The sequence below is a fragment of the Nakamurella sp. PAMC28650 genome, from assembly GCF_014303395.1.
Taxonomy (GTDB): domain Bacteria; phylum Actinomycetota; class Actinomycetes; order Mycobacteriales; family Nakamurellaceae; genus Nakamurella.
The window spans coordinates 1,522,727-1,539,455 of the sequence record NZ_CP060298.1 but is presented as its reverse complement, the minus strand read 5'-3'; the positions used below and the strand labels follow the sequence as shown (position 1 = coordinate 1,539,455).

19 protein-coding genes and 1 riboswitch are annotated in these 16,729 nt (G+C 68.8%); of the genes, 11 read left to right on the top strand and 8 right to left on the bottom strand.

Annotated features, from left to right (window positions below; all coding sequences use genetic code 11):
* Window positions 1-27: 27 nt before the first annotated feature.
* From H7F38_RS06930 to thiM, 4 genes are all read right to left on the bottom strand, one after another.
* Entirely contained in the window at window positions 28-1,323 is a 1,296-nt protein-coding gene (locus tag H7F38_RS06930; protein WP_187093436.1) for an alpha-hydroxy-acid oxidizing protein, read from the bottom strand.
* A gap of 207 nt (window positions 1,324-1,530) precedes the next feature.
* A complete protein-coding gene (gene thiD / locus H7F38_RS06925; protein WP_187094529.1) occupies window positions 1,531-2,433 on the bottom strand; it encodes a bifunctional hydroxymethylpyrimidine kinase/phosphomethylpyrimidine kinase in 903 nt (300 codons plus the stop codon).
* Window positions 2,433-3,086 (bottom strand): thiamine phosphate synthase, encoded by a 654-nt coding sequence (gene thiE, locus H7F38_RS06920; protein WP_187093435.1) that lies wholly within the window; start codon window positions 3,084-3,086, stop codon window positions 2,433-2,435. Before thiE ends, thiD begins: the two co-directional genes overlap by 1 nt.
* Complete coding sequence (gene thiM, locus H7F38_RS06915; protein ID WP_187093434.1) at window positions 3,083-3,952, bottom strand: hydroxyethylthiazole kinase; 870 nt, start codon at window positions 3,950-3,952, stop codon at window positions 3,083-3,085. The genes thiE and thiM overlap by 4 nt, the downstream gene beginning before the upstream one ends.
* Window positions 3,942-4,042, bottom strand: a riboswitch (TPP riboswitch). Its footprint overlaps the gene before it by 11 nt.
* Before the next feature lie 70 nt (window positions 4,043-4,112).
* Between thiM and H7F38_RS06910 the strand changes: the two genes are divergently transcribed.
* Window positions 4,113-4,976: an LLM class flavin-dependent oxidoreductase gene (locus tag H7F38_RS06910; protein ID WP_187093433.1), complete on the top strand. Its 864-nt coding sequence runs from the start codon at window positions 4,113-4,115 to the stop codon at window positions 4,974-4,976.
* 6 nt (window positions 4,977-4,982) lie between these two features.
* Here H7F38_RS06910 and H7F38_RS06905 read toward each other — a convergent pair whose 3' ends face one another.
* On the bottom strand, window positions 4,983-5,453 hold the full coding sequence (locus H7F38_RS06905) for a cupin domain-containing protein (RefSeq protein ID WP_222618504.1): 471 nt from the start codon (window positions 5,451-5,453) through the stop codon (window positions 4,983-4,985).
* Window positions 5,454-5,467: 14 nt separating this feature from the next.
* The gene (locus H7F38_RS06900; protein ID WP_187093432.1) at window positions 5,468-6,331 is read right to left on the bottom strand and encodes a transglutaminase family protein; all 864 of its coding nucleotides are present in this window, start codon (window positions 6,329-6,331) and stop codon (window positions 5,468-5,470) included.
* A gap of 481 nt (window positions 6,332-6,812) precedes the next feature.
* On the opposite strand from H7F38_RS06900, the gene H7F38_RS06895 reads away from it, so the two are divergent.
* Window positions 6,813-7,064 (top strand): hypothetical protein, encoded by a 252-nt coding sequence (locus tag H7F38_RS06895; protein ID WP_187093431.1) that lies wholly within the window; start codon window positions 6,813-6,815, stop codon window positions 7,062-7,064.
* Between the two features lie 215 nt (window positions 7,065-7,279).
* Here the strand turns inward: H7F38_RS06895 and H7F38_RS06890 are convergent, their stop codons facing one another.
* Together H7F38_RS06890 and H7F38_RS06885 are read right to left on the bottom strand one after the other, a co-directional pair.
* A complete protein-coding gene (locus tag H7F38_RS06890) occupies window positions 7,280-7,621 on the bottom strand; it encodes a hypothetical protein (RefSeq protein ID WP_187093430.1) in 342 nt (113 codons plus the stop codon).
* 65 nt (window positions 7,622-7,686) lie between these two features.
* Entirely contained in the window at window positions 7,687-7,923 is a 237-nt protein-coding gene (locus H7F38_RS06885; protein WP_187093429.1) for a hypothetical protein, read from the bottom strand.
* Window positions 7,924-8,131: 208 nt separating this feature from the next.
* On the opposite strand from H7F38_RS06885, the gene H7F38_RS06880 reads away from it, so the two are divergent.
* The 9 genes from H7F38_RS06880 to H7F38_RS06840 all read left to right on the top strand — a co-directional run bounded on the left by H7F38_RS06880 (window position 8,132) and on the right by H7F38_RS06840 (window position 16,695).
* Window positions 8,132-8,959 carry an amidohydrolase family protein gene (locus tag H7F38_RS06880; protein WP_187093428.1) on the top strand — a complete coding sequence of 276 codons (828 nt, stop codon included), beginning with the start codon at window positions 8,132-8,134 and terminating at the stop codon, window positions 8,957-8,959.
* Window positions 8,960-9,067: 108 nt separating this feature from the next.
* A complete protein-coding gene (locus H7F38_RS06875; RefSeq protein ID WP_187093427.1) occupies window positions 9,068-9,592 on the top strand; it encodes an MSMEG_0572/Sll0783 family nitrogen starvation response protein in 525 nt (174 codons plus the stop codon).
* Window positions 9,593-9,604: 12 nt separating this feature from the next.
* Window positions 9,605-10,663 (top strand): MSMEG_0568 family radical SAM protein, encoded by a 1,059-nt coding sequence (locus H7F38_RS06870; RefSeq protein WP_187093426.1) that lies wholly within the window; start codon window positions 9,605-9,607, stop codon window positions 10,661-10,663.
* Window positions 10,664-10,669: 6 nt separating this feature from the next.
* Window positions 10,670-12,151: an MSMEG_0567/sll0787 family protein gene (locus H7F38_RS06865; protein ID WP_187093425.1), complete on the top strand. Its 1,482-nt coding sequence runs from the start codon at window positions 10,670-10,672 to the stop codon at window positions 12,149-12,151.
* On the top strand, window positions 12,148-13,062 hold the full coding sequence (locus H7F38_RS06860) for a carbon-nitrogen hydrolase family protein (protein WP_187093424.1): 915 nt from the start codon (window positions 12,148-12,150) through the stop codon (window positions 13,060-13,062). The genes H7F38_RS06865 and H7F38_RS06860 overlap by 4 nt, the downstream gene beginning before the upstream one ends.
* Window positions 13,055-13,363: an MSMEG_0570 family nitrogen starvation response protein gene (locus tag H7F38_RS06855; RefSeq protein WP_187093423.1), complete on the top strand. Its 309-nt coding sequence runs from the start codon at window positions 13,055-13,057 to the stop codon at window positions 13,361-13,363. The genes H7F38_RS06860 and H7F38_RS06855 overlap by 8 nt, the downstream gene beginning before the upstream one ends.
* Window positions 13,360-14,721, top strand: coding sequence for an MSMEG_0569 family flavin-dependent oxidoreductase (locus tag H7F38_RS06850; RefSeq protein WP_187093422.1), 1,362 nt, complete (start codon window positions 13,360-13,362; stop codon window positions 14,719-14,721). Before H7F38_RS06855 ends, H7F38_RS06850 begins: the two co-directional genes overlap by 4 nt.
* A 10-nt stretch (window positions 14,722-14,731) precedes the next feature.
* A complete protein-coding gene (locus H7F38_RS06845; protein ID WP_222618502.1) occupies window positions 14,732-15,589 on the top strand; it encodes a carbon-nitrogen hydrolase family protein in 858 nt (285 codons plus the stop codon).
* Window positions 15,586-16,695: an MSMEG_0565 family glycosyltransferase gene (locus H7F38_RS06840; protein ID WP_187093420.1), complete on the top strand. Its 1,110-nt coding sequence runs from the start codon at window positions 15,586-15,588 to the stop codon at window positions 16,693-16,695. Before H7F38_RS06845 ends, H7F38_RS06840 begins: the two co-directional genes overlap by 4 nt.
* Window positions 16,696-16,729 lie beyond the last annotated feature (34 nt).

The window sequence follows — 16,729 nt, the reverse complement described above, 5'->3', positions numbered from 1 at the left end:
CTCCGATGTTGCACCTGACTGGAGGTACTACCCGTCGACCCTGCGGGCCAGCACGTCCGGCCCCAGCTGGTCAAGGGCGGTGTACCCGCAGAGACCCATCGTCAGGTCGAGTTCGGCGGCCAGGTTCGACAGCACCTCCGACACACCCTGCGTGCCGGCGAGCCCGAGCCCATAGGCGTACGGACGGCCGATGCAGACCGCCGTGGCTCCCAGGGCGATGGCCTTGACGATGTCGGCGCCGCCCCGGACGCCGCTGTCCATCAGCACCGGGATCCGGCCCTCGATCGCCGCCACGACGCCGGGTAGCGCGTCGAGCGATCCCTGTGCACCGTCGACCTGTCGGCCGCCGTGGGTGGAGACGATGACCCCGTCGACGCCCTCCTCGACGGCACGGCGCGCGTCATCTGGGTGCAGCACACCCTTGAGAACCACCGGCAACGAGCTGATCTCGCGGAGGAAGGACAGATTTTCCCAGGTCAGCGACGGGCGGGAGTAGACGTCCAGGAACGTCTGCACCGAGGCGCGCGGGACGGGTGACCGCAGGTTGTCCAGGAGTGCGCCGGGGTGCCGCCGTGAGATCCGCAGCAGTGCAGCGAGTGCGGCCGGTATCTCGGCGAGAGAGGGCCTGGGGGAGGTGGAACCGGCACGATTAGCCACCAGCCCGGCGAACACCGGGTCGCTGGTGTACTGGGCGATTCCCTCACCGGATGCGAACGGCAGATGGCCGAGGTCCAGGTCCCACGGGCGCCAGCCGAGCATCGTGGTGTCCAGGGTGACGACGATGGCCTCGCAGCCGGCGCCCTCGGCGCGGCGGACCAGGCTGGCGACCAGGTCGTCCGAGGTGCTCCAGTACAGCTGGAACCAGCGCGGGGCATCGCCCATCACCGCGGAACATTCCTCCATCGAACGGGAGGCCTGGTTGGAGAAGATGTACGGGAGTCCCTGTGCAACAGCCGCTCTGGCCACCGCGACATCAGCCTCCGGATGGACGAGGCCCAGGGCACCGACCGGTGCGAGCAGGATCGGGGCCGGAATCCGCCGGCCGAACAACTCCACCCCGATGTCCCGTGACGAGACATCACGAAGCACCCTAGGCGTCAACCGCCATCGATCGAAGGCCGCCCGGTCCGCCGCGACCGTGTCCTGCAGCCCAGCACCACCGGCCACGTAGGCGTAGGCCTTGCGGGACAGTCGTCTACGGGCCAGCGCCTCGAGCCGGGGCCAGCTGGTCGGCACTGCTGGAGTACGACCCAGCACCCCCTGGGCGTAGATCGAACCCTGCCGCATGCGGCCCGAGAGGGGTCCACGATCAGGCGTCACCATGCTGTTCCACCCTCCACCCTCGTCAGGCACTGCCGACCGTGCGTACCGACGGCCCCTTGTGGACGACCGGCCGCGCCGACGGATCTGCCCGAGGCTGGTCCTGTCCGCAGACCGAACCCCCCGGCGCCCATCCGAGCGCCCGTCCAAGCTCGATCCCGGGCTGCATGGATCAACTTCGCTTGTTTGGGACTGGAGTGACAGGAGTCATCACTTTCGCCCATGCCTGAGAAGTTGATCCACGCCGAACGGGGGCCACAGCGTGGAGAAGTGATGCACCGGGCCATGACCGCGGTACTCACCGGGAGTGGATCCGGTCCCGCCGATGACCAACTGGTCGGCGGCCTGGAGAGCGGCGGTCAGGTACGCCTTCGCCCCCCGGACGGCGGTCAGCCAGTCGCCGGACAGGGGACGCAACACGGCGATCGCCGAGGACAGGGTGCAGCCGGTGCCGTGCGTGTTGGCCGTGTCGACCCTGGGCGCCGATAGTTCGTGTACCACCCCGTCCAGATCGGCCAGGAAGTCGGTCGCCTCGACGCCGGTGAGATGCCCGCCCTTGACCAGCACCCGACGAGCGCCCAGGGCCAGCAGGGCCAGTGCCTGCGTGCGGGCCTGCCCGGCGGAGACGGCCCTGGACCGCCCCAGCAGAGCCGCCGCCTCGTCCAGGTTGGGGGTGATCAGGTCCGCCAACGGCATCAGCTCCTGACGCATGACCTCCTCGGCGTCCGGCGCCAGCAGACGGTCTCCGGAAGTGGCCACCATCACCGGGTCGAGCACCACGAACGGCGGCCGGTGCGTCCGGATCGCCTGGGCCACCGCCCGTGCGATGTCGGCATCGGCGATCATGCCGACCTTGACGGCGTCGATCGCGACGTCGGCGAACAGGGTGTCGATTTGTTCGGTGACGAAGGCAGCCGGAACGGCGAACACTCCCGTCACCCCGCGGGTGCTCTGCGCCGTCAACGCGGTGATGACCGCGCAGCCGTAGCCGCCGAGCGCACTGAACGTCTTCAGGTCCGCCTGGATCCCGGCCCCTCCACCGGGGTCGGAACCGGCGATGCTCAGGACGACGGGCGGATGCCCCTCCGGTCGCGTCCTGCCGACACCCACCATCACGCGGGCTCCGATGTCGATGCCCACGCCGACACCAGTTCACGGGTCGCGGCCTCTGGGTCGGGACGTCCACAGATGGCCGAGATGACGGCCATGCCAACAGCTCCCGCACTCTTCAGGGCCGTCACGTCTTCCAGCTGCAAACCCCCGATGCCCACGCACGGCAACGGGCTGTCCCGGCAGATCCGCGCCAGGCCGTCGAAACCCATCGCCGGCGAGGCGTCGACCTTCGATGGGGTGTCGCGGATCGGTCCGACACCCAGCAGGTCGAGCGTCCCGACCGGCAGGTCGGACGCGGCCGTGAGGTCGCCGGGAGTCGAGACCGAGAGTCCCAGGTGCATCGTCGGGCCGATCAGCCGGCGGGCCGACACCGGATCCAGATCGCGCTGACCGACGTGCAGACCATCGGCGCCGACCGCCAGTGCGACATCCGCCCGGTCGTTGACGATGAGCGGAACGCCGCTACCCCGGAGCACGCCCAGCACGGCTCTCGACAGTTCGACCAGTTCACGGGTTGACGCGAGCGGGTCCCTCACCTGGACCGCCGTCACACCGCCGGCGACGGCTCGCCGCACGGTGTCCAGCACTCCGGCCGGCCCCCCACACAGACGGGTGTCGGTGACGAGGTAGACGGAGAAATCGAAATGGGTCAAGAAATGCTCACTCCACTGCGGACCGCGATCTCGTTGGCGGACAACAGGTCCAGCGCGTCGATGAAGCCTACCGCGAAAGACCCGGCACCCTTGCTGGCGGCAGTCGCCTCCTCGCCGGCCACGCAGACCCAGGAGGTGGCCGCAGCCGCCGCCATCAGGACGTCGGAAGTGACAGCCGCGCAGGCGGCGATCAGCGCGCCGAGCGAACAGCCGACGCCGGTGACCCGGGTCAACATCGCGGTGCCGGAGGACACCCTCGCAGTACGGGTCCCGTCGGTGATCAGGTCGACGGCGCCGCTGATCGCCACCACGGTGCCGAACTCGCGCGCGATCTCGGCCGCGACCAGTGCCACATCGGCTACGTCCGCCGTGGAGTCGACACCCCGCCCGCCCGCACCCCCGGCGAGCGCACCGATCTCGGAGGCGTTCCCCCGAATCACGGCCGGACCCAACGCCGCGAACTCGCGGGCCAGCCCGGTGCGCATCGGGAGCGCGCCGATCGCGACCGGATCGAGCACCCAGGGCACGCCCGCCGCATTGGCGCCGCGGATCGCGGCGCGCATCCCGTCGGCCTGGGCGCTGGTCACCGTGCCGAGATTGATCAACAGGGCGCCGGCCACCGACGCCAGCACGCCGGATTCCTCGGGCGCATCGACCATCGCGGGGGCTGCGCCGGCGGCCAGCAGCGCGTTCGCGGTGAAATTGGCGACCACCGTGTTGGTGACGCAGTGCACCAGCGGCGAACCGGCACGCACCGCGTCGATCACCGCGCCGACCGTCACCGATTCGCTGGTCACCGGCCCGTCGTCCGTTGCGGGCGGCGTCGTCGTCGTCGTCGTCGTCGTCGTCGTCGAACTGTCCTTCATCGGGCGTTCCCTTCGCAAGCACTACCTTGGCAGGTTCCACGGGTGCATCTCAGCCGGACTCCCTGTCGTCCGGCGCCCCGCGCCGTCCACCACCGTAGTGGTTGCGCCGGGGGCCGGGAGAGCCGCTGCGTCGACCTGCAGGGTGATACCTTGCGGATCCATGACCACCGGACGCCTCGGCGTGATGTTCGACCGCGCACGACCGCCAGAGGAACTGCCGGGCTTCGCCCGTGACCTGGAGGCGGCCGGGGTCGACGAGCTCTGGGTGGTCGAGGACCTCGGATGGAGCGGGGCGATCTCGGCCGCCGCCGCTGCCCTCTCGGTCACCGACACGATGACCGTCGGCATCGGCATCGTGCCGGCGCCGTTGCGCAACGCGGCGGTCCTGGCGATGGAATTGGCGACGCTCGAGCGGATGCACCCGTCCCGGCTGCTCGCCGGGATCGGTCACGGGGTCGGCGCCTGGATGACACAGGTCGGAGCCGGCGTCGCATCACCGCTGACGTTGCTCGAGGAATCGTTCGTCGCCGTCCGCGGGCTGCTGGCCGGCGAACGGGTCGAGATCGACGCCCGCTACGTACATCTCGCCGGTGTCCAACTGGTGCATCCGCCGCGGACCGTTCCGCCCCTGCTGGCCGGAGTGATGAAGCCCAAGTCGCTGCAGCTTGCCGGACGGGTGGCGGACGGCACGATCCTGGCCGAAGGAACCGGGCCCGAGCAGGTCACGGCTGCGCTGCAGCAGATCTCGGCGACCAGCGCACATCAGATCGTGGTGATGACCCACCTGTGCATCAGCGACGATCCGCAGGCGGTCGAGACGGCCCTCGCGCCGGTCCGTCATGAGTTCGGAACCCTCCAGGGCCGGGCCGAGTCAGAGGTCTACGTTGCTGCGGGAACGGGAGAGGCTGCAGCGCAACGGATCAGGTCGCTCTGGGAAGCCGGTGCGACGTCGGTCGTGCTCCGACCGGTGGGCCGGAGCCCGATGGCCATGGTCCGGGAAGCGCTGGCCGCCCTGTCGGGCTGAGCGGCGTCAGCGGCACAACTGGTCGAGGCGCTCGGCCCAGCGGGGGTGGTCAGCGGTGAGCTCCGACCGATCACCGAGCTCGAAGTCCGACCACTGGAAGCCGGGGGCCACCACGGTGGAGACCAGACTCCACGACCCGGTGGACGAAGCGCCCTGCCAGACCCCGCCGGCGACGAGCAATTGCGGGTGGTGACCAAGGAGCGGGTCCGGTCCCAGCAGTTCCTCGCGGCCCGGGAGAGGGTCCAGGATCAGCATCCGGAGGGGCGAACCGGCGTGGAAGAGGAACAGTTCATCCGACGTCTTCATCCGGTGCATGGCGGAGAAGTCCTGCCCGGCAACCAGGTAGTAGATGGCGGTGACACTCTCCGAAGTGTAGGTGCGACGGAAGAGACCACCCTCGGACTCCAGTGGTTCCAGCCCGAGCGCGGCGGCGATCTGCAGTCCGTGGGCCAACTCCGCTTCATCCCCACCGGCCACCGCACGTCCGCCGGTCACCGTTGGCGGCCGGCGGTCAGCTCCTGCGAATCCTCGGGTCGGTGGAGTTCCCGGGCCGGGAACACCTCGTCCGCGATGACGAACATCGATTCCAGCAGGGGCCCCCCGAACGTCGTCACCATCGCGACGTCGGAGGCGTCCCGGCCGCGGCCGATCAGGATCCGGCCCTTGCGGCGCACGTTGTTCCGTGGATCGAACGTCCACCAACGGTCGCCCAGCCAGACCTCCATCCAGGCGGCGAAATCGTTCGGGGCGGGGTCCACCGGCACGTCCATGTCGGCCAGATAGCCGAACACGTAGCGGGCCGGGATGTTCAGCGCGCGGCAGAATGAGATCGCCAGATGCGTGAAATCTCGACAGACGCCGAAACCGGAGGCGTTGACGTCGGCCGCCGTCGAGGTCGGATAGCTGCTGCCGTAGGCGAATTGCAGGTGACTGTTCACGTGATCGCAGATCGCCTGCACGCGGCCATATCCGGGAGGCGTCTGGGCGAACCGTGACCAGGCCTCGTTACCGAGCATGTCCGGCAGGCAGTAGCGGCTGGGCATCGTGTAGACGAGTACGTCGTCGGGCAGGTCGTGCGGCGGGATTTCCGGGGCCGACAGGTCGAAGTCCTCGGTCTCGTCCGGGACGTCGACCATCGCCCGGTAGTTGAACTCGGATCGGCCCGCCGGCATCACTACCCGCAGGCACCGGTTGCCGTAGATGTCGTGGTACTCGTGGGAATCCACCGAGGGGGAGAAGGTGAACACCTCGTCCGAGATCCGGTCGTTCAAGGGCGCCACCTGGAACACGGTCGAGGTGTCGACCTGTGCCTGGTGGACGAAATCACAGCCGATCTGGACGTGCCGTCGGGTCACGCAGGCCTCCGTTCGCCGGGGGCGCCCGGCGGGCGGCCCATGGGGGTGCAGACGAGAGTAGCCACCGCGTGTTGTCGGCACATTTCGTGACCGCCGCGAGCACCCGTCCCGCCCCCGGTGGCAGCCGCCGGCACGCTGTGGTCACCGTCGAGGCCACTCAGAGCTGCGGCAATGTCCTGGTGTGGAGTTTCCCACCGGACCGCGTCGGCAGTCAGGACCGGTGTCGACGGCGAGTCCGACGGGCGTAGCGACCGAGTGGAATCGGTTGTCGCGCGTCCACAGCCGGGCGCGCCGGCCGTCGATCGACGCGACTCCGGTCTTGGTCGTCGGTATGTCGGACCACGGATCCGGTCACCGCAGGACATTCGGCTGGCGGTTCGTCATGGCCGGCGCGGTGTCTGCATTCGGACCGACGCGCGGGTCGGCAGCATCGAGTGTCCGCGGGCCGCGTGTGATTACCTGGTGCAGTGCCCGGGAGCCGATGGACGTCATTCGTCGCCAACCCGACCGACGGCGGATCTTGCATGAGGACGGGAACACCGCGCACCGTCTGCGCGTCGAGCACGACCGGGCCCGTCTGTTTGTCGAGTTGAGCGGCGAGGACGGCAAAGGTCCATGGACGGTGATGGCGGTCGACCGGGTGTCTCGACGCTACGCCGTGGCCCAGGGCGAGACCAAGACCGCCGCAACCGAAGACGCGGCTCGTGCCCTGCGCGACCTTCTCGATCCCTGATCGCACCTTCGCCAACCGACGCGACCGCTTCGGCACGCTGCTCCAGAGCTTCCGGGCGAGGTGCAGAGTCAGGTCGTCGATCGATGTCACCGGCACTGATCCGCCGGGGGCCGATCCGTCAGCCTGACCACGGCCAGGTCGCCCACACGGCCGCGGTGAGAGTGACTTCGTGAGCCGTCGGCGCTGCTGAGTTGGTCGGCGTACATGTTGGAAGGTCAGCCCTGGGGCCGGTTGCCGGGGTTGCGGCGCCGCGGTGGCGGTGCGACGGGCGCGACCTGTTCGACGGACAGTGGGCCCGGCGCGATCATCCGTTTGGCGACCGCCACCGCGGCCCGGTAGCTCTTGGTCCTGGTCAGCTCGCACAGCCGGTTCTGCTCGGCCGGTGACGGCGTCGGGTTCTTCAGCAGGATGCGGATCTGCCGGTCGATCGGCAGGTCCCGGTTGCGCTCCACCTGGGTGCGGCCGGGTTTGCTGAAGCCGCGCCGCTGGGGATGATCACCCGCACTGTTGGAGCGGTTCCCGCCCGAAGCCGACCGCCCTTGCCCACCTGCAGCCATCGCTGGAAATCCTCCCGCCTCACCCGGCGCCGGTTGCGCCCTGCCCACGGTAGAGGCAAAACCGGTCAGCCCGCGACGCCGGCGGTCTCGAAAGCGCCCGCGTCGGCCGGCGCGACCACTTCCCACTGCTGACGTGGGGTCAGCGGATGCTGCGTTTCCGGCATGTCGGAGAAGACCGTGGCCGCCACCATCGCCGTCCCGCCGGCACCCAACAGGAACACCGACGCGAAGGGCGCTTCCGTCGCCCACCCGAGCGCGCTCACCTTCGACGCGAGGATCGCGACGACCAGGTCGCTTCCCATCGGGCTGACCAGGAACCCGAAGCCGACCGATCCGACCAGGCCCGCGGTAGCCAGGACGATGCGTGGCCCGACCGGACCGACTCACTGGGGACGACACGCCGACGAAACGCCGGAGTTGACACATTCTGGAAATCCTTGACACATCCGGAAATCTCGAGTTGTTCCAGATCTGACCAAAGCGACACATCCGGCGCATTGAATTGATGGCATGCCCCCGACGAACGCCCTGGACGCCCACCGTCACATCGGTGTGCTCCCGGCGTTCGGATTCTACGGCGGGCCTCCGGTGAACCCGGACATCAGTGCCCGGAAAACCGTCGCCGACCTGATCGCCGATCTCGACGCCGAGGGTACCGAACAGGCCATCATCCTGCCCAACTACGGCGTGCCGATGCCCGAGGTCTCCTTCGGGCTGAACCATCTTGCGCTCGAGGCGGCCGCCAAGACCGACCGCATCCGTTGCGGCCTCTGGGTTTCCCCCCGCCCGCAGGACGCGTCCATGACGGACGAGGCCCTCGCCCTGGCCGGCGAGTCCGGCGTCGTCGCCCTCAAGACCAGCTTCCTGCTGGGCGGCAGCGCCTCCGATCCGGAGTGCGCGGAATCGCTGGACAAGATCTTCGCGGCCGCCCTGGCACACGACCTGGTCGTCCACGTGCACACCTCGCCCGGCGCGGCGTCGGACATCGACCAGGTCGGTCTGCTGGTGGACAGGTACGCCGACGACGTGAAGATCCACCTGGTGCACTTCGGCGGAGGTATGAGTGGGCACATCAAGCTGATCAACAGCCGGTTCTTCGACTGGATCGAGGCCGGCAAGAAGGTCTACTCCGACACCAGCTGGGCCATCGGGTTCGCACCACGCTGGCTGGCCGCCGAGATCGAAAGACGTCAGATCGGTTACGACCGAATTCTTTTCGCCAGTGACGAGCCGTGGGGTGACCACGCCGGCGAGCTGGCCCGGCTCCAGGCGGCCGTCGGTGACGGCGAACTGGCCCGGATGATGCTGCGCGACAACTTCACCACCCTGTACGGCTGAAACACCTCCCCGCCAACTGCTTCCATTCCGCACCGCCCAATCCGCACCGCCCACTCCGCACCGCCCGCCCTTCCCGCCAGTCCGGCACCCCCACCACAGGAGGAACCCATGTCCGAGATCGACGACACCATCGCCGCGAACATCGCCAAGTCCCTGGGAGAGATCCCGCACCCGTCACTTCCCAAGGGCAGCAACATCTACGGGTCGACCAAGATCTTCCCGGACTACCAGGCGGAGGCCGGCCAGTCGTACTTCACCCTGGTCCACGGCATCGCCCACGAGTCGTCCGTGTCGTTCGTCGCGATCCTCCAGGCCACCAGGGCCCTGCGCAAGGGCTACGAATCGGCCATCTACTTCTACGGTCCGGGTGCGATGAACTGCATCGCCAACCGCGGCTTCCCGACCACCGGCGACTCGGCGTTCCCCGGGGAGCAGAACATCAACGATTCGTTGGCCACGTTCATCAAGGAGGGCGGCACCGTGTTCTGCTGCCGTTTCGGTCTCTCGTTGCACGGCCTGCGCGAGGAAGACCTGATGGAGGGCGTCATCCCCTCGCACCCGCTGGACGTCCAGGACGCCCTGATCCACTACGCCCGCAAGGGCGCCATCATCAACTCGACCTACCAGTTCTAGGGGTTTCCTGCCATGAGCAGCAGCGTCTCCACCAGGGTCGACCTGGCTCTACGCGGCATCAGGGTCGATGCGCCGGTTTCCCGTCGGGGGGGCGCAGGACCCAGTGATGACGGGCATCTGCTGGTCGACGGACGTGGATCGGCGATCCCGATCAACCTGAACAGCCCCTACCGGGTTCGGGAAGGTCGCCTGCTGCTCGACGGCGCAGACATCGGGATGGCTGTCGAGCCCGTCTCCAGGCCGAAGTTCTACGACCTGGAGACGGCCGACGGCGTCTCGTACGAGAAGATCGCCAAACTGCATTCCTCCAATGTGCTGGCGACCACGGTCGTGCAGACCTGCATCCGGTACGCGGAGGACCAGCGCTGCAAGTTCTGCGCCATCGAGGATTCGCTGACGGCGGGCAACACCACCGCGGTCAAGTCCCCGGCCCAGCTGGCCGAGGTCGCCGCAGCGGCCGTCCGGCTGGACGGGGTGACCCAGATGGTGATGACCACGGGCACTTCCAACGGAAGGGACCGCGGTGCAAAGCATCTTGCCCGCTGCGTGAAGGCGGTGCGCGAAGCTGCGCCGGGCCTGGCCATCCAGGTGCAGTGCGAGCCACCGGCGGACCTGCAGACCATCACCGATCTGCATGACGCCGGTGCGGCCTCGATCGGCATCCACGTCGAGTCCATGGACGACGACGTCCGCAGTCGGTGGATGCCAGGCAAGTCCTCGGTCCCGATGTCGGAATACTGGGCGGCGTGGACCGAGGCGGTCCGGGTCTTCGGACGCAATCAGGTCTCGACCTACCTGCTGGTCGGCCTCGGCGAGGATCCAGACGAGATGGTTTCCGCCGCAGGTGATCTCATCGACGCCGGGGTGTACCCGTTCATCGTGCCGTTCCGTCCGCTGGCCGGCACCCTCGCCGCCCGCGACGGTGCGACCGCTCCCGGCCACGCGCAGTTGGCCGACGTCACCGGCCGGGTGGCCGACCTGTTGACCAGGGCCGGCATGTTCGGCTCCGACCAGAAGGCCGGATGCGCTGCCTGCGGTGCCTGCAGCGTGCTGGCCAGCGCGGGGGCCTGAGAGATCATGACGGAATCCCTGAGGGCCTTCGAACTGGCTGTCGAGGCTGCTGCTGAGCCCGGCCTGTACGGCCTGGACGTCTCGGTGTTGACCGGCACTCCACCGGTCAGCAGGCGGCAGCGCGCGTACCTGATCCGTCGGGCCGAGAACGGCGTCGATCTGGCTCAGTACCGCGCGCTGCGCCGGGCCGTCTTCGTCGCGGAGCAGGGGCTTTTCGAAGGTTCGGACCATGACGATCAGGACGACGATCCAAGGACCGTCGTGCTGGTCGCGACCGACCACGACGGTGACGTCATCGGCGGCGTTCGGCTCTCGCCCGCGGCCGGGAACGACGACCCGGCCAGGGACATCGGCTGGTGGACCGGTAGCCGGCTCGTGGTTGCCGCCGGCACCCGCCGACAGGGCGGTGTCGGGCCCGCCCTGGTCAGAGCCGCCTGCGCGCACGCCGAATCCCTTGGTGTGCTGCGGTTCGACGCCACCGTGCAGATGGCACACGAGGTCCTGTTCAACCGGCTCGGATGGGTCAGCACCGGCCGGACCGTCGTGGCCGGCACACCCCACGTCAGCATGCGCTGGCCGATCGACCGCGTCCAGAAACTGGCCGTCGCGACGAAGGGCATGCTGGCCGAACTCCTGGCGCCACTGCGTCAGGGCGTCAACGGGCTGGGCGGCAACGGCTTCGTCGGCGACGACGGCGCGCTGGTGCCGGACACCGACGTGATCGTGGCCTGCGACGCGATCCTGCCGTCGATGGTCGAGCGTGATCCGGAATGGGCCGGTTGGTGCTCCGTGCTGGTGAACATCAACGATCTGTCCGCGATGGGGGCCGCCGCGGTCGGACTGGTGGACGCCATCGGGGCGAGGGATGCCTCGTTCGCGACCCGCATCCTGCACGGGATCCGCCGGGGCTCCCAGGCCTGGGGTGTACCTGTCCTCGGTGGCCACACCCAACTGGGCGTGCCTGCCTCCCTGAGTGTGACGGCGTTGGGCCGCACCGATCGTCCCGTCCCGGCCGGCGGTGGCTCGATCGGCGACACCCTCTGGCTGTCCACCGATCTGGGCGGCGGCTGGCGGCCCGGTTACCACGGACGCCAGTGGGATTCGACGTCTCACCGCTCGGCCCAGGAACTCCGCTCGATGGCCTCGCTCGTCGCCCGCACCCGGCCGACCGGCGCGAAGGACGTCAGCATGGCCGGTATGGTCGGGACGACCGGGATGCTGGCCGAGGCCGCCGGGTGTGGCGCCGTCATCGAGGTGGCCGATGTGCCGATGCCGTCAGGCGTCTCGGCCGGCGACTGGTTCACCTGTTTCCCCGGATTCGGCATGGTGATGACCACCGCCCCCGGATCGGGCGTCGCCGACGCCGGCCCGGCGACTTCCGCGGACTGCGGTCGGCTCAGCGGCACGCCGGGTGTCCGACTCCGTTGGCCCGACGGCGTGCTCACCACCGCCATTCATCGAGAAGTCACCGGATTGGGGACAGCATGACCGCCATCAAGGTGGCCGCCGCCGCCGAGAATTTCGGCCGCGACCTCGAGGAGGCCTACCGCACCATCGAAAGACTCGTCGGCCAGGCACGAGCGGCCGGGGTTGAACTCCTGGTGCTGCCGGAGGCGGCCCTCGGCGGCTACCTGTCCAGCCTGGGTGCCGCCGACGACTCGGATCCAGACCTCTGGGCGCAGCGGATCAGCCGTCTCCCACCGGCTCTGAAGATCGACGGGCCGGAGTTGGCCAGGGTCCGGCAGATCGCCGGCGATCTGGTGGTGTGCCTGGGCATCTGCGAGGACGGCTCGGCCGGCGCAGACCATTCCGCCGACACCTTTCCGTTGATCACCCGCTACAACACGGCGGTCGCACTCACCGGCGACGCCGTCCTCGGCGTCCACCGCAAGGTCCACCAGCCGTTGGGCGAGAACATGTCCTATGCCGCCGGGGAGTCGTTCGACGCCTTCGACACCCCGGTCGGCCGGATGGGCATGATGATCTGCTACGACAAGGCGTTCCCGGAGGCGGCCCGTTCGCTGGCCGTCGACGGCGCCGAGATCATCGCCTGTCTGTCGGCGTGGCCGGCGGCCAGGACGGCGCCCACCCCGGACCTCCACCAGGACCGGTGGAAGCGTCGTTTCGACCTCTTCGACCGGGCCAGGGCGCTGGAGAACCAGGTCGTCTGGGTGTCGGCGAACCAGGCCGGGAGTTTCGGCTCGCTGCGTTTCGTCGCCAGTGCCAAGGTGGTCGACCCGGGCGGCGAGGTGCTGGCCGACACCGGTATCGAGGCCGGGCTCGCCGTCGCAGAGGTGGATCTCGACGTCATGCTCGGTACCGCCCGCCGGTCCATGTTCCACCTGCGTGATCGCCGTCCGGAAACCTATACGAGCACACCGGCGGTGCTCAATGCCTGAGATGACCTTCACCGTCCGCTGGCCCGACGGCGGGGTGTCCACGTGCTACTCCCCCTCGCTGGTGATGCACGACCACCTCGAGGTCGGCACGGACTACCCGTTGGCCGAGTTCGTCGAACGCACCCACACCGCACTGCGCATCGCCAGTGACCGGGTCGAGGCCCGGTACGGCATGCCGTGCTCTCGCGCGGCCGCCCAGACCCGCGAGATCGACCTTCACGCAGCGCCTTTCGCCGCCTCCGGCGGTCGTGTCAGGGTGCTGTCCATGCAGCCGGATCATCCTACTGGAGCCCCCAGATGAGCACAGCACCGCAGCACGCCGCGTCATCCAGCAATTCGGCCGAACCGGCCGAGCATCACACCGTCATCGTGATCGGCGGCGGCCAGGCCGGTCTCTCGATCAGTTGGCATCTGCGTCGGGACGGCATCGACCACGTCGTCCTCGAACGCTCGGGCATCGCCCACGAGTGGCGCGAGGGCCGGTGGGACAACTTCACACTCGTCACACCGAACTGGCAGTGCAACCTTCCGGGGTATTCCTACACCGGTGATGATCCCGACGGATTCATGCCCAGGAACAAGGTCCACGAATTCGTCCGCTCCTACGCAGACACGTTCGACGCCCCCGTCCGCGAGGGACAGGAGGTCGTCACCCTGAAGCACGGCGCCGACGGCGGTTTCGACCTGACGGTCCGGCTCCACCCCACCGGCGAGCAGATCGGGATGACGGCGGACAAGGTGGTGATCGCCACCGGCGGATACCACTTCCCGGTGATCCCGACGATCGCCGCACGCCTCCCGGAGCGGATCAACCAACTCCACTCCTCGCAGTACCGTCATGCCGACGACCTACCCGACGGCGGGGTTCTGGTCGTCGGGACCGGGCAGTCCGGTGCGCAGATCGCGGAGGACCTTCACCTGGCGGGCCGCCGCGTCACCCTGGCCGTCGGGAGTGCTCCGAGGGTGGCTCGGTTCTACCGCGGCCGGGACTGCGTCGCCTGGCTCCAGGACATGGGTCACTACGACCGACCGGTCCAGGATCACCCCGAGGGGATGGCCACCCGCGACAAGACCAACCACTACGTCACCGGCCGTGACGGCGGTCGGGACATCGACCTACGGGCCTTTGCCCTGCAGGGCATGGAACTCTACGGTCGGATGCTCGACATCCACCGTGAGCACGTCACTTTCGCTCCGACACTGCAGGACTCCCTCGATGCCGCGGACCGGGTGTCCGAGGGCATCAAGGACGCGATCGACCTGTACATCACCGCCAACGGCATCGAGGCGCCGACCGAGGATCGCTACACGCCCGTCTGGGCACCGGACGTCGAGCGCACCGAGATGGATCTGGCGGCAGCCGGTATCACGTCGGTGGTCTGGAGCATCGGCTATCGTGCCGACTACCGGTGGGTGCAGATCGGGGTCTTCGACGGCCAGGGGCACCCGCGGCACGTCCGCGGCGTCACAGGTGTGGACGGACTGTACTTTCTCGGACTGCCGTGGCTGCACACCTGGGGATCCGGCCGCTTCGCCGGGGTGGCCAGGGATGCGGAATACCTCGCCGGGCAGATCACCGGACCGGATGCGGTCTCAGGACAGGACGGCGCGCCGGACCATCTGCGCAATGGCCGCGATCGGGAGCACGCCCTACTGTGAGTCCATGTCGGTGAGCAAGAGTCCCCCGTGGAGGCTGGCCGCCGTCGCCGGCCACTTCGGCCGTGACATCGAACGCTCACTCGTCAAGATCGCAGGCATCATCGAGGACGCCAGGCGCGCCGGGGTGGACCTGCTGGTCCTTCCGGATGCCGCGTTGGGCGGCTACATCGGCGACCTGCGCAAGCCAGACACCGATTCCCTCCCACCCGCCCTCGCCTCCGACGCGCAGGAACTGCAGCGGATCGGCAGGATGGCCGGCGAGATGGTGGTGTGCGTCGGCTACACCGAACTCGATGCCGGGCTCCGCTACAACTCGGCCATGTGTCTGTCCGGTGACGGTGTTCTCGGCCATCACCGGAAGGTGCACCAGCCGGCCGGGGAGTCGCTCGCCTACGCCGCGGGAGACGCCTTCACCGCCTTCGACACCCCGGTCGGCAGGATGGGTCTGATGATCGACTACGACAAGACCTTCCCGGAGGCGGCGCGATCCCTGGCCCTGGACGGCGCGCAGATGCTGGCCTGCCTGTCCGCCTGGCCGGCCAGCGTCACCGACCGGGCCGCCCGGTTGCCGCAGGACCGCCAGTCACGACTCTTCGATCTCTACGATTGCGCCAGGGCCGCCGAGAACCAGGTGGTGATGGTTTCGTCCAACCAGACCGGGATCATGGGCGACCTCAGGTTTCTCGGGCAGGCCAAGGTGGTAGGGCCCGGGGGCGACATACTCTCCCGGACCGCGGCGAAGGGCGGGCTGGCGGTGGCGGAGATCGACGTCGAGCACGAGATCACCCGTGCCAGAACGGTACTGCGACACCTCGACGAGCGGCGTCTGGACGCCTACTCGAAGAAGTATGCGGAGCAACCGAATTGACCGCTGCGTCCCCCCGCATCGCCCTGATCACCTACTCGACCCGGCCCCGCGGCGGGGTGGTGCACACCCTGGCCCTGGCGGAGGCGCTCGTCCGGGCCGGTGCCCAGGTCACCGTCTGGACGCTGGGCCGAGGTGGTGACGGCGGGTTCTTCCGTCGGGTCGACCCCGGGGTACGGATCGAGGTCGTACCGTTCCCGCCGGTCGAGGGCGAGGACGTCGGCGTGCGGATCATGCGGTCGATCCGGTTGCTGGGCAGAGCATTTCGACCGCAGGACTACGACATCGTGCATGCCCAGGACTGCATCAGCGCCAACGCCGTCGGCCGATGCGTCCGTACCGTGCACCACCTGGACACGTTCACCACGGCCGAGCTGGCCGCCTGTCACGAGCGAGCGATCGTCGATCCCTTTGCCCATGTGTGCGTCTCGGAGTCGGTGGCCCGGGAGTTGACCGATGGCTGGGGGCTGCACCCGATCGTCATTCCCAACGGGGTGGACAGCCCCCGGTTCGCATCCGCCGCCTCCACCGCTCCGAAAGCCGTTGCGGCGAGGAAGGTGTGGACGGATCGACTGGGGACCTACCTGCTCGCCGTCGGCGGTATCGAGCCCCGCAAGGGCACGCTGGACCTGTTGGAGGCTTTTGCGCTGGCCCGACCGCGGCACCCCGGGTTGCAGCTCGTCGTCGCCGGTGGCGAAACGCTTTTCGACTACCGGGGCTACCGGGAGCAGTTCGATCGTCGATGCGGCGAGCTCGGGGTCGAACCGGTACTTCTGGGCACGGTGGACGACGACGAGCTTCCGTTCCTGGTGGCCGGCGCCGCCGTCTTCGGGTTCGTGTCGACCAAAGAGGGCTTCGGCCTGGCCGCCATGGAGGCCCTCGCCGCAGGCGTGCCACTGGTGGTGCGCGACCTCCCCGTCCTGCGGGAGGTCTTCTCCGGCGCTGCTCTGTTCGCCGATTCACCGGCGACGATGGCGGACCAGATCACCGTCGCCCTGTCCGGCGCGGATCCGGGCCTTCGCGAGGTCGGCCGGACGTTGGCGAACCGGCACACCTGGGACGGAGCGGCAGCTCGGCACCTGGAGTTCTACGCCACGCTGGTAAGGTGACCCTAACTTCTTGTTCGACCAACAGCAGCACGAC

Coding starts and splice junctions, on each gene's coding strand:
- H7F38_RS06930 (WP_187093436.1), bottom strand. CDS start 1,323: ATGGTGACGCCTGATCGTGGACCCCTCTCGGGCCGCATGCGGCAGGGT.
- thiD (WP_187094529.1), bottom strand. CDS start 2,433: ATGGTGGGTGTCGGCAGGACGCGACCGGAGGGGCATCCGCCCGTCGTC.
- thiM (WP_187093434.1), bottom strand. CDS start 3,952: ATGAAGGACAGTTCGACGACGACGACGACGACGACGACGACGACGCCG.
- H7F38_RS06910 (WP_187093433.1), top strand. CDS start 4,113: ATGACCACCGGACGCCTCGGCGTGATGTTCGACCGCGCACGACCGCCA.
- H7F38_RS06895 (WP_187093431.1), top strand. CDS start 6,813: ATGGACGTCATTCGTCGCCAACCCGACCGACGGCGGATCTTGCATGAG.
- H7F38_RS06890 (WP_187093430.1), bottom strand. CDS start 7,621: ATGGCTGCAGGTGGGCAAGGGCGGTCGGCTTCGGGCGGGAACCGCTCC.
- H7F38_RS06885 (WP_187093429.1), bottom strand. CDS start 7,923: ATGGGAAGCGACCTGGTCGTCGCGATCCTCGCGTCGAAGGTGAGCGCG.
- H7F38_RS06880 (WP_187093428.1), top strand. CDS start 8,132: ATGCCCCCGACGAACGCCCTGGACGCCCACCGTCACATCGGTGTGCTC.
- H7F38_RS06875 (WP_187093427.1), top strand. CDS start 9,068: ATGTCCGAGATCGACGACACCATCGCCGCGAACATCGCCAAGTCCCTG.
- H7F38_RS06870 (WP_187093426.1), top strand. CDS start 9,605: ATGAGCAGCAGCGTCTCCACCAGGGTCGACCTGGCTCTACGCGGCATC.
- H7F38_RS06865 (WP_187093425.1), top strand. CDS start 10,670: ATGACGGAATCCCTGAGGGCCTTCGAACTGGCTGTCGAGGCTGCTGCT.
- H7F38_RS06860 (WP_187093424.1), top strand. CDS start 12,148: ATGACCGCCATCAAGGTGGCCGCCGCCGCCGAGAATTTCGGCCGCGAC.
- H7F38_RS06855 (WP_187093423.1), top strand. CDS start 13,055: ATGCCTGAGATGACCTTCACCGTCCGCTGGCCCGACGGCGGGGTGTCC.
- H7F38_RS06850 (WP_187093422.1), top strand. CDS start 13,360: ATGAGCACAGCACCGCAGCACGCCGCGTCATCCAGCAATTCGGCCGAA.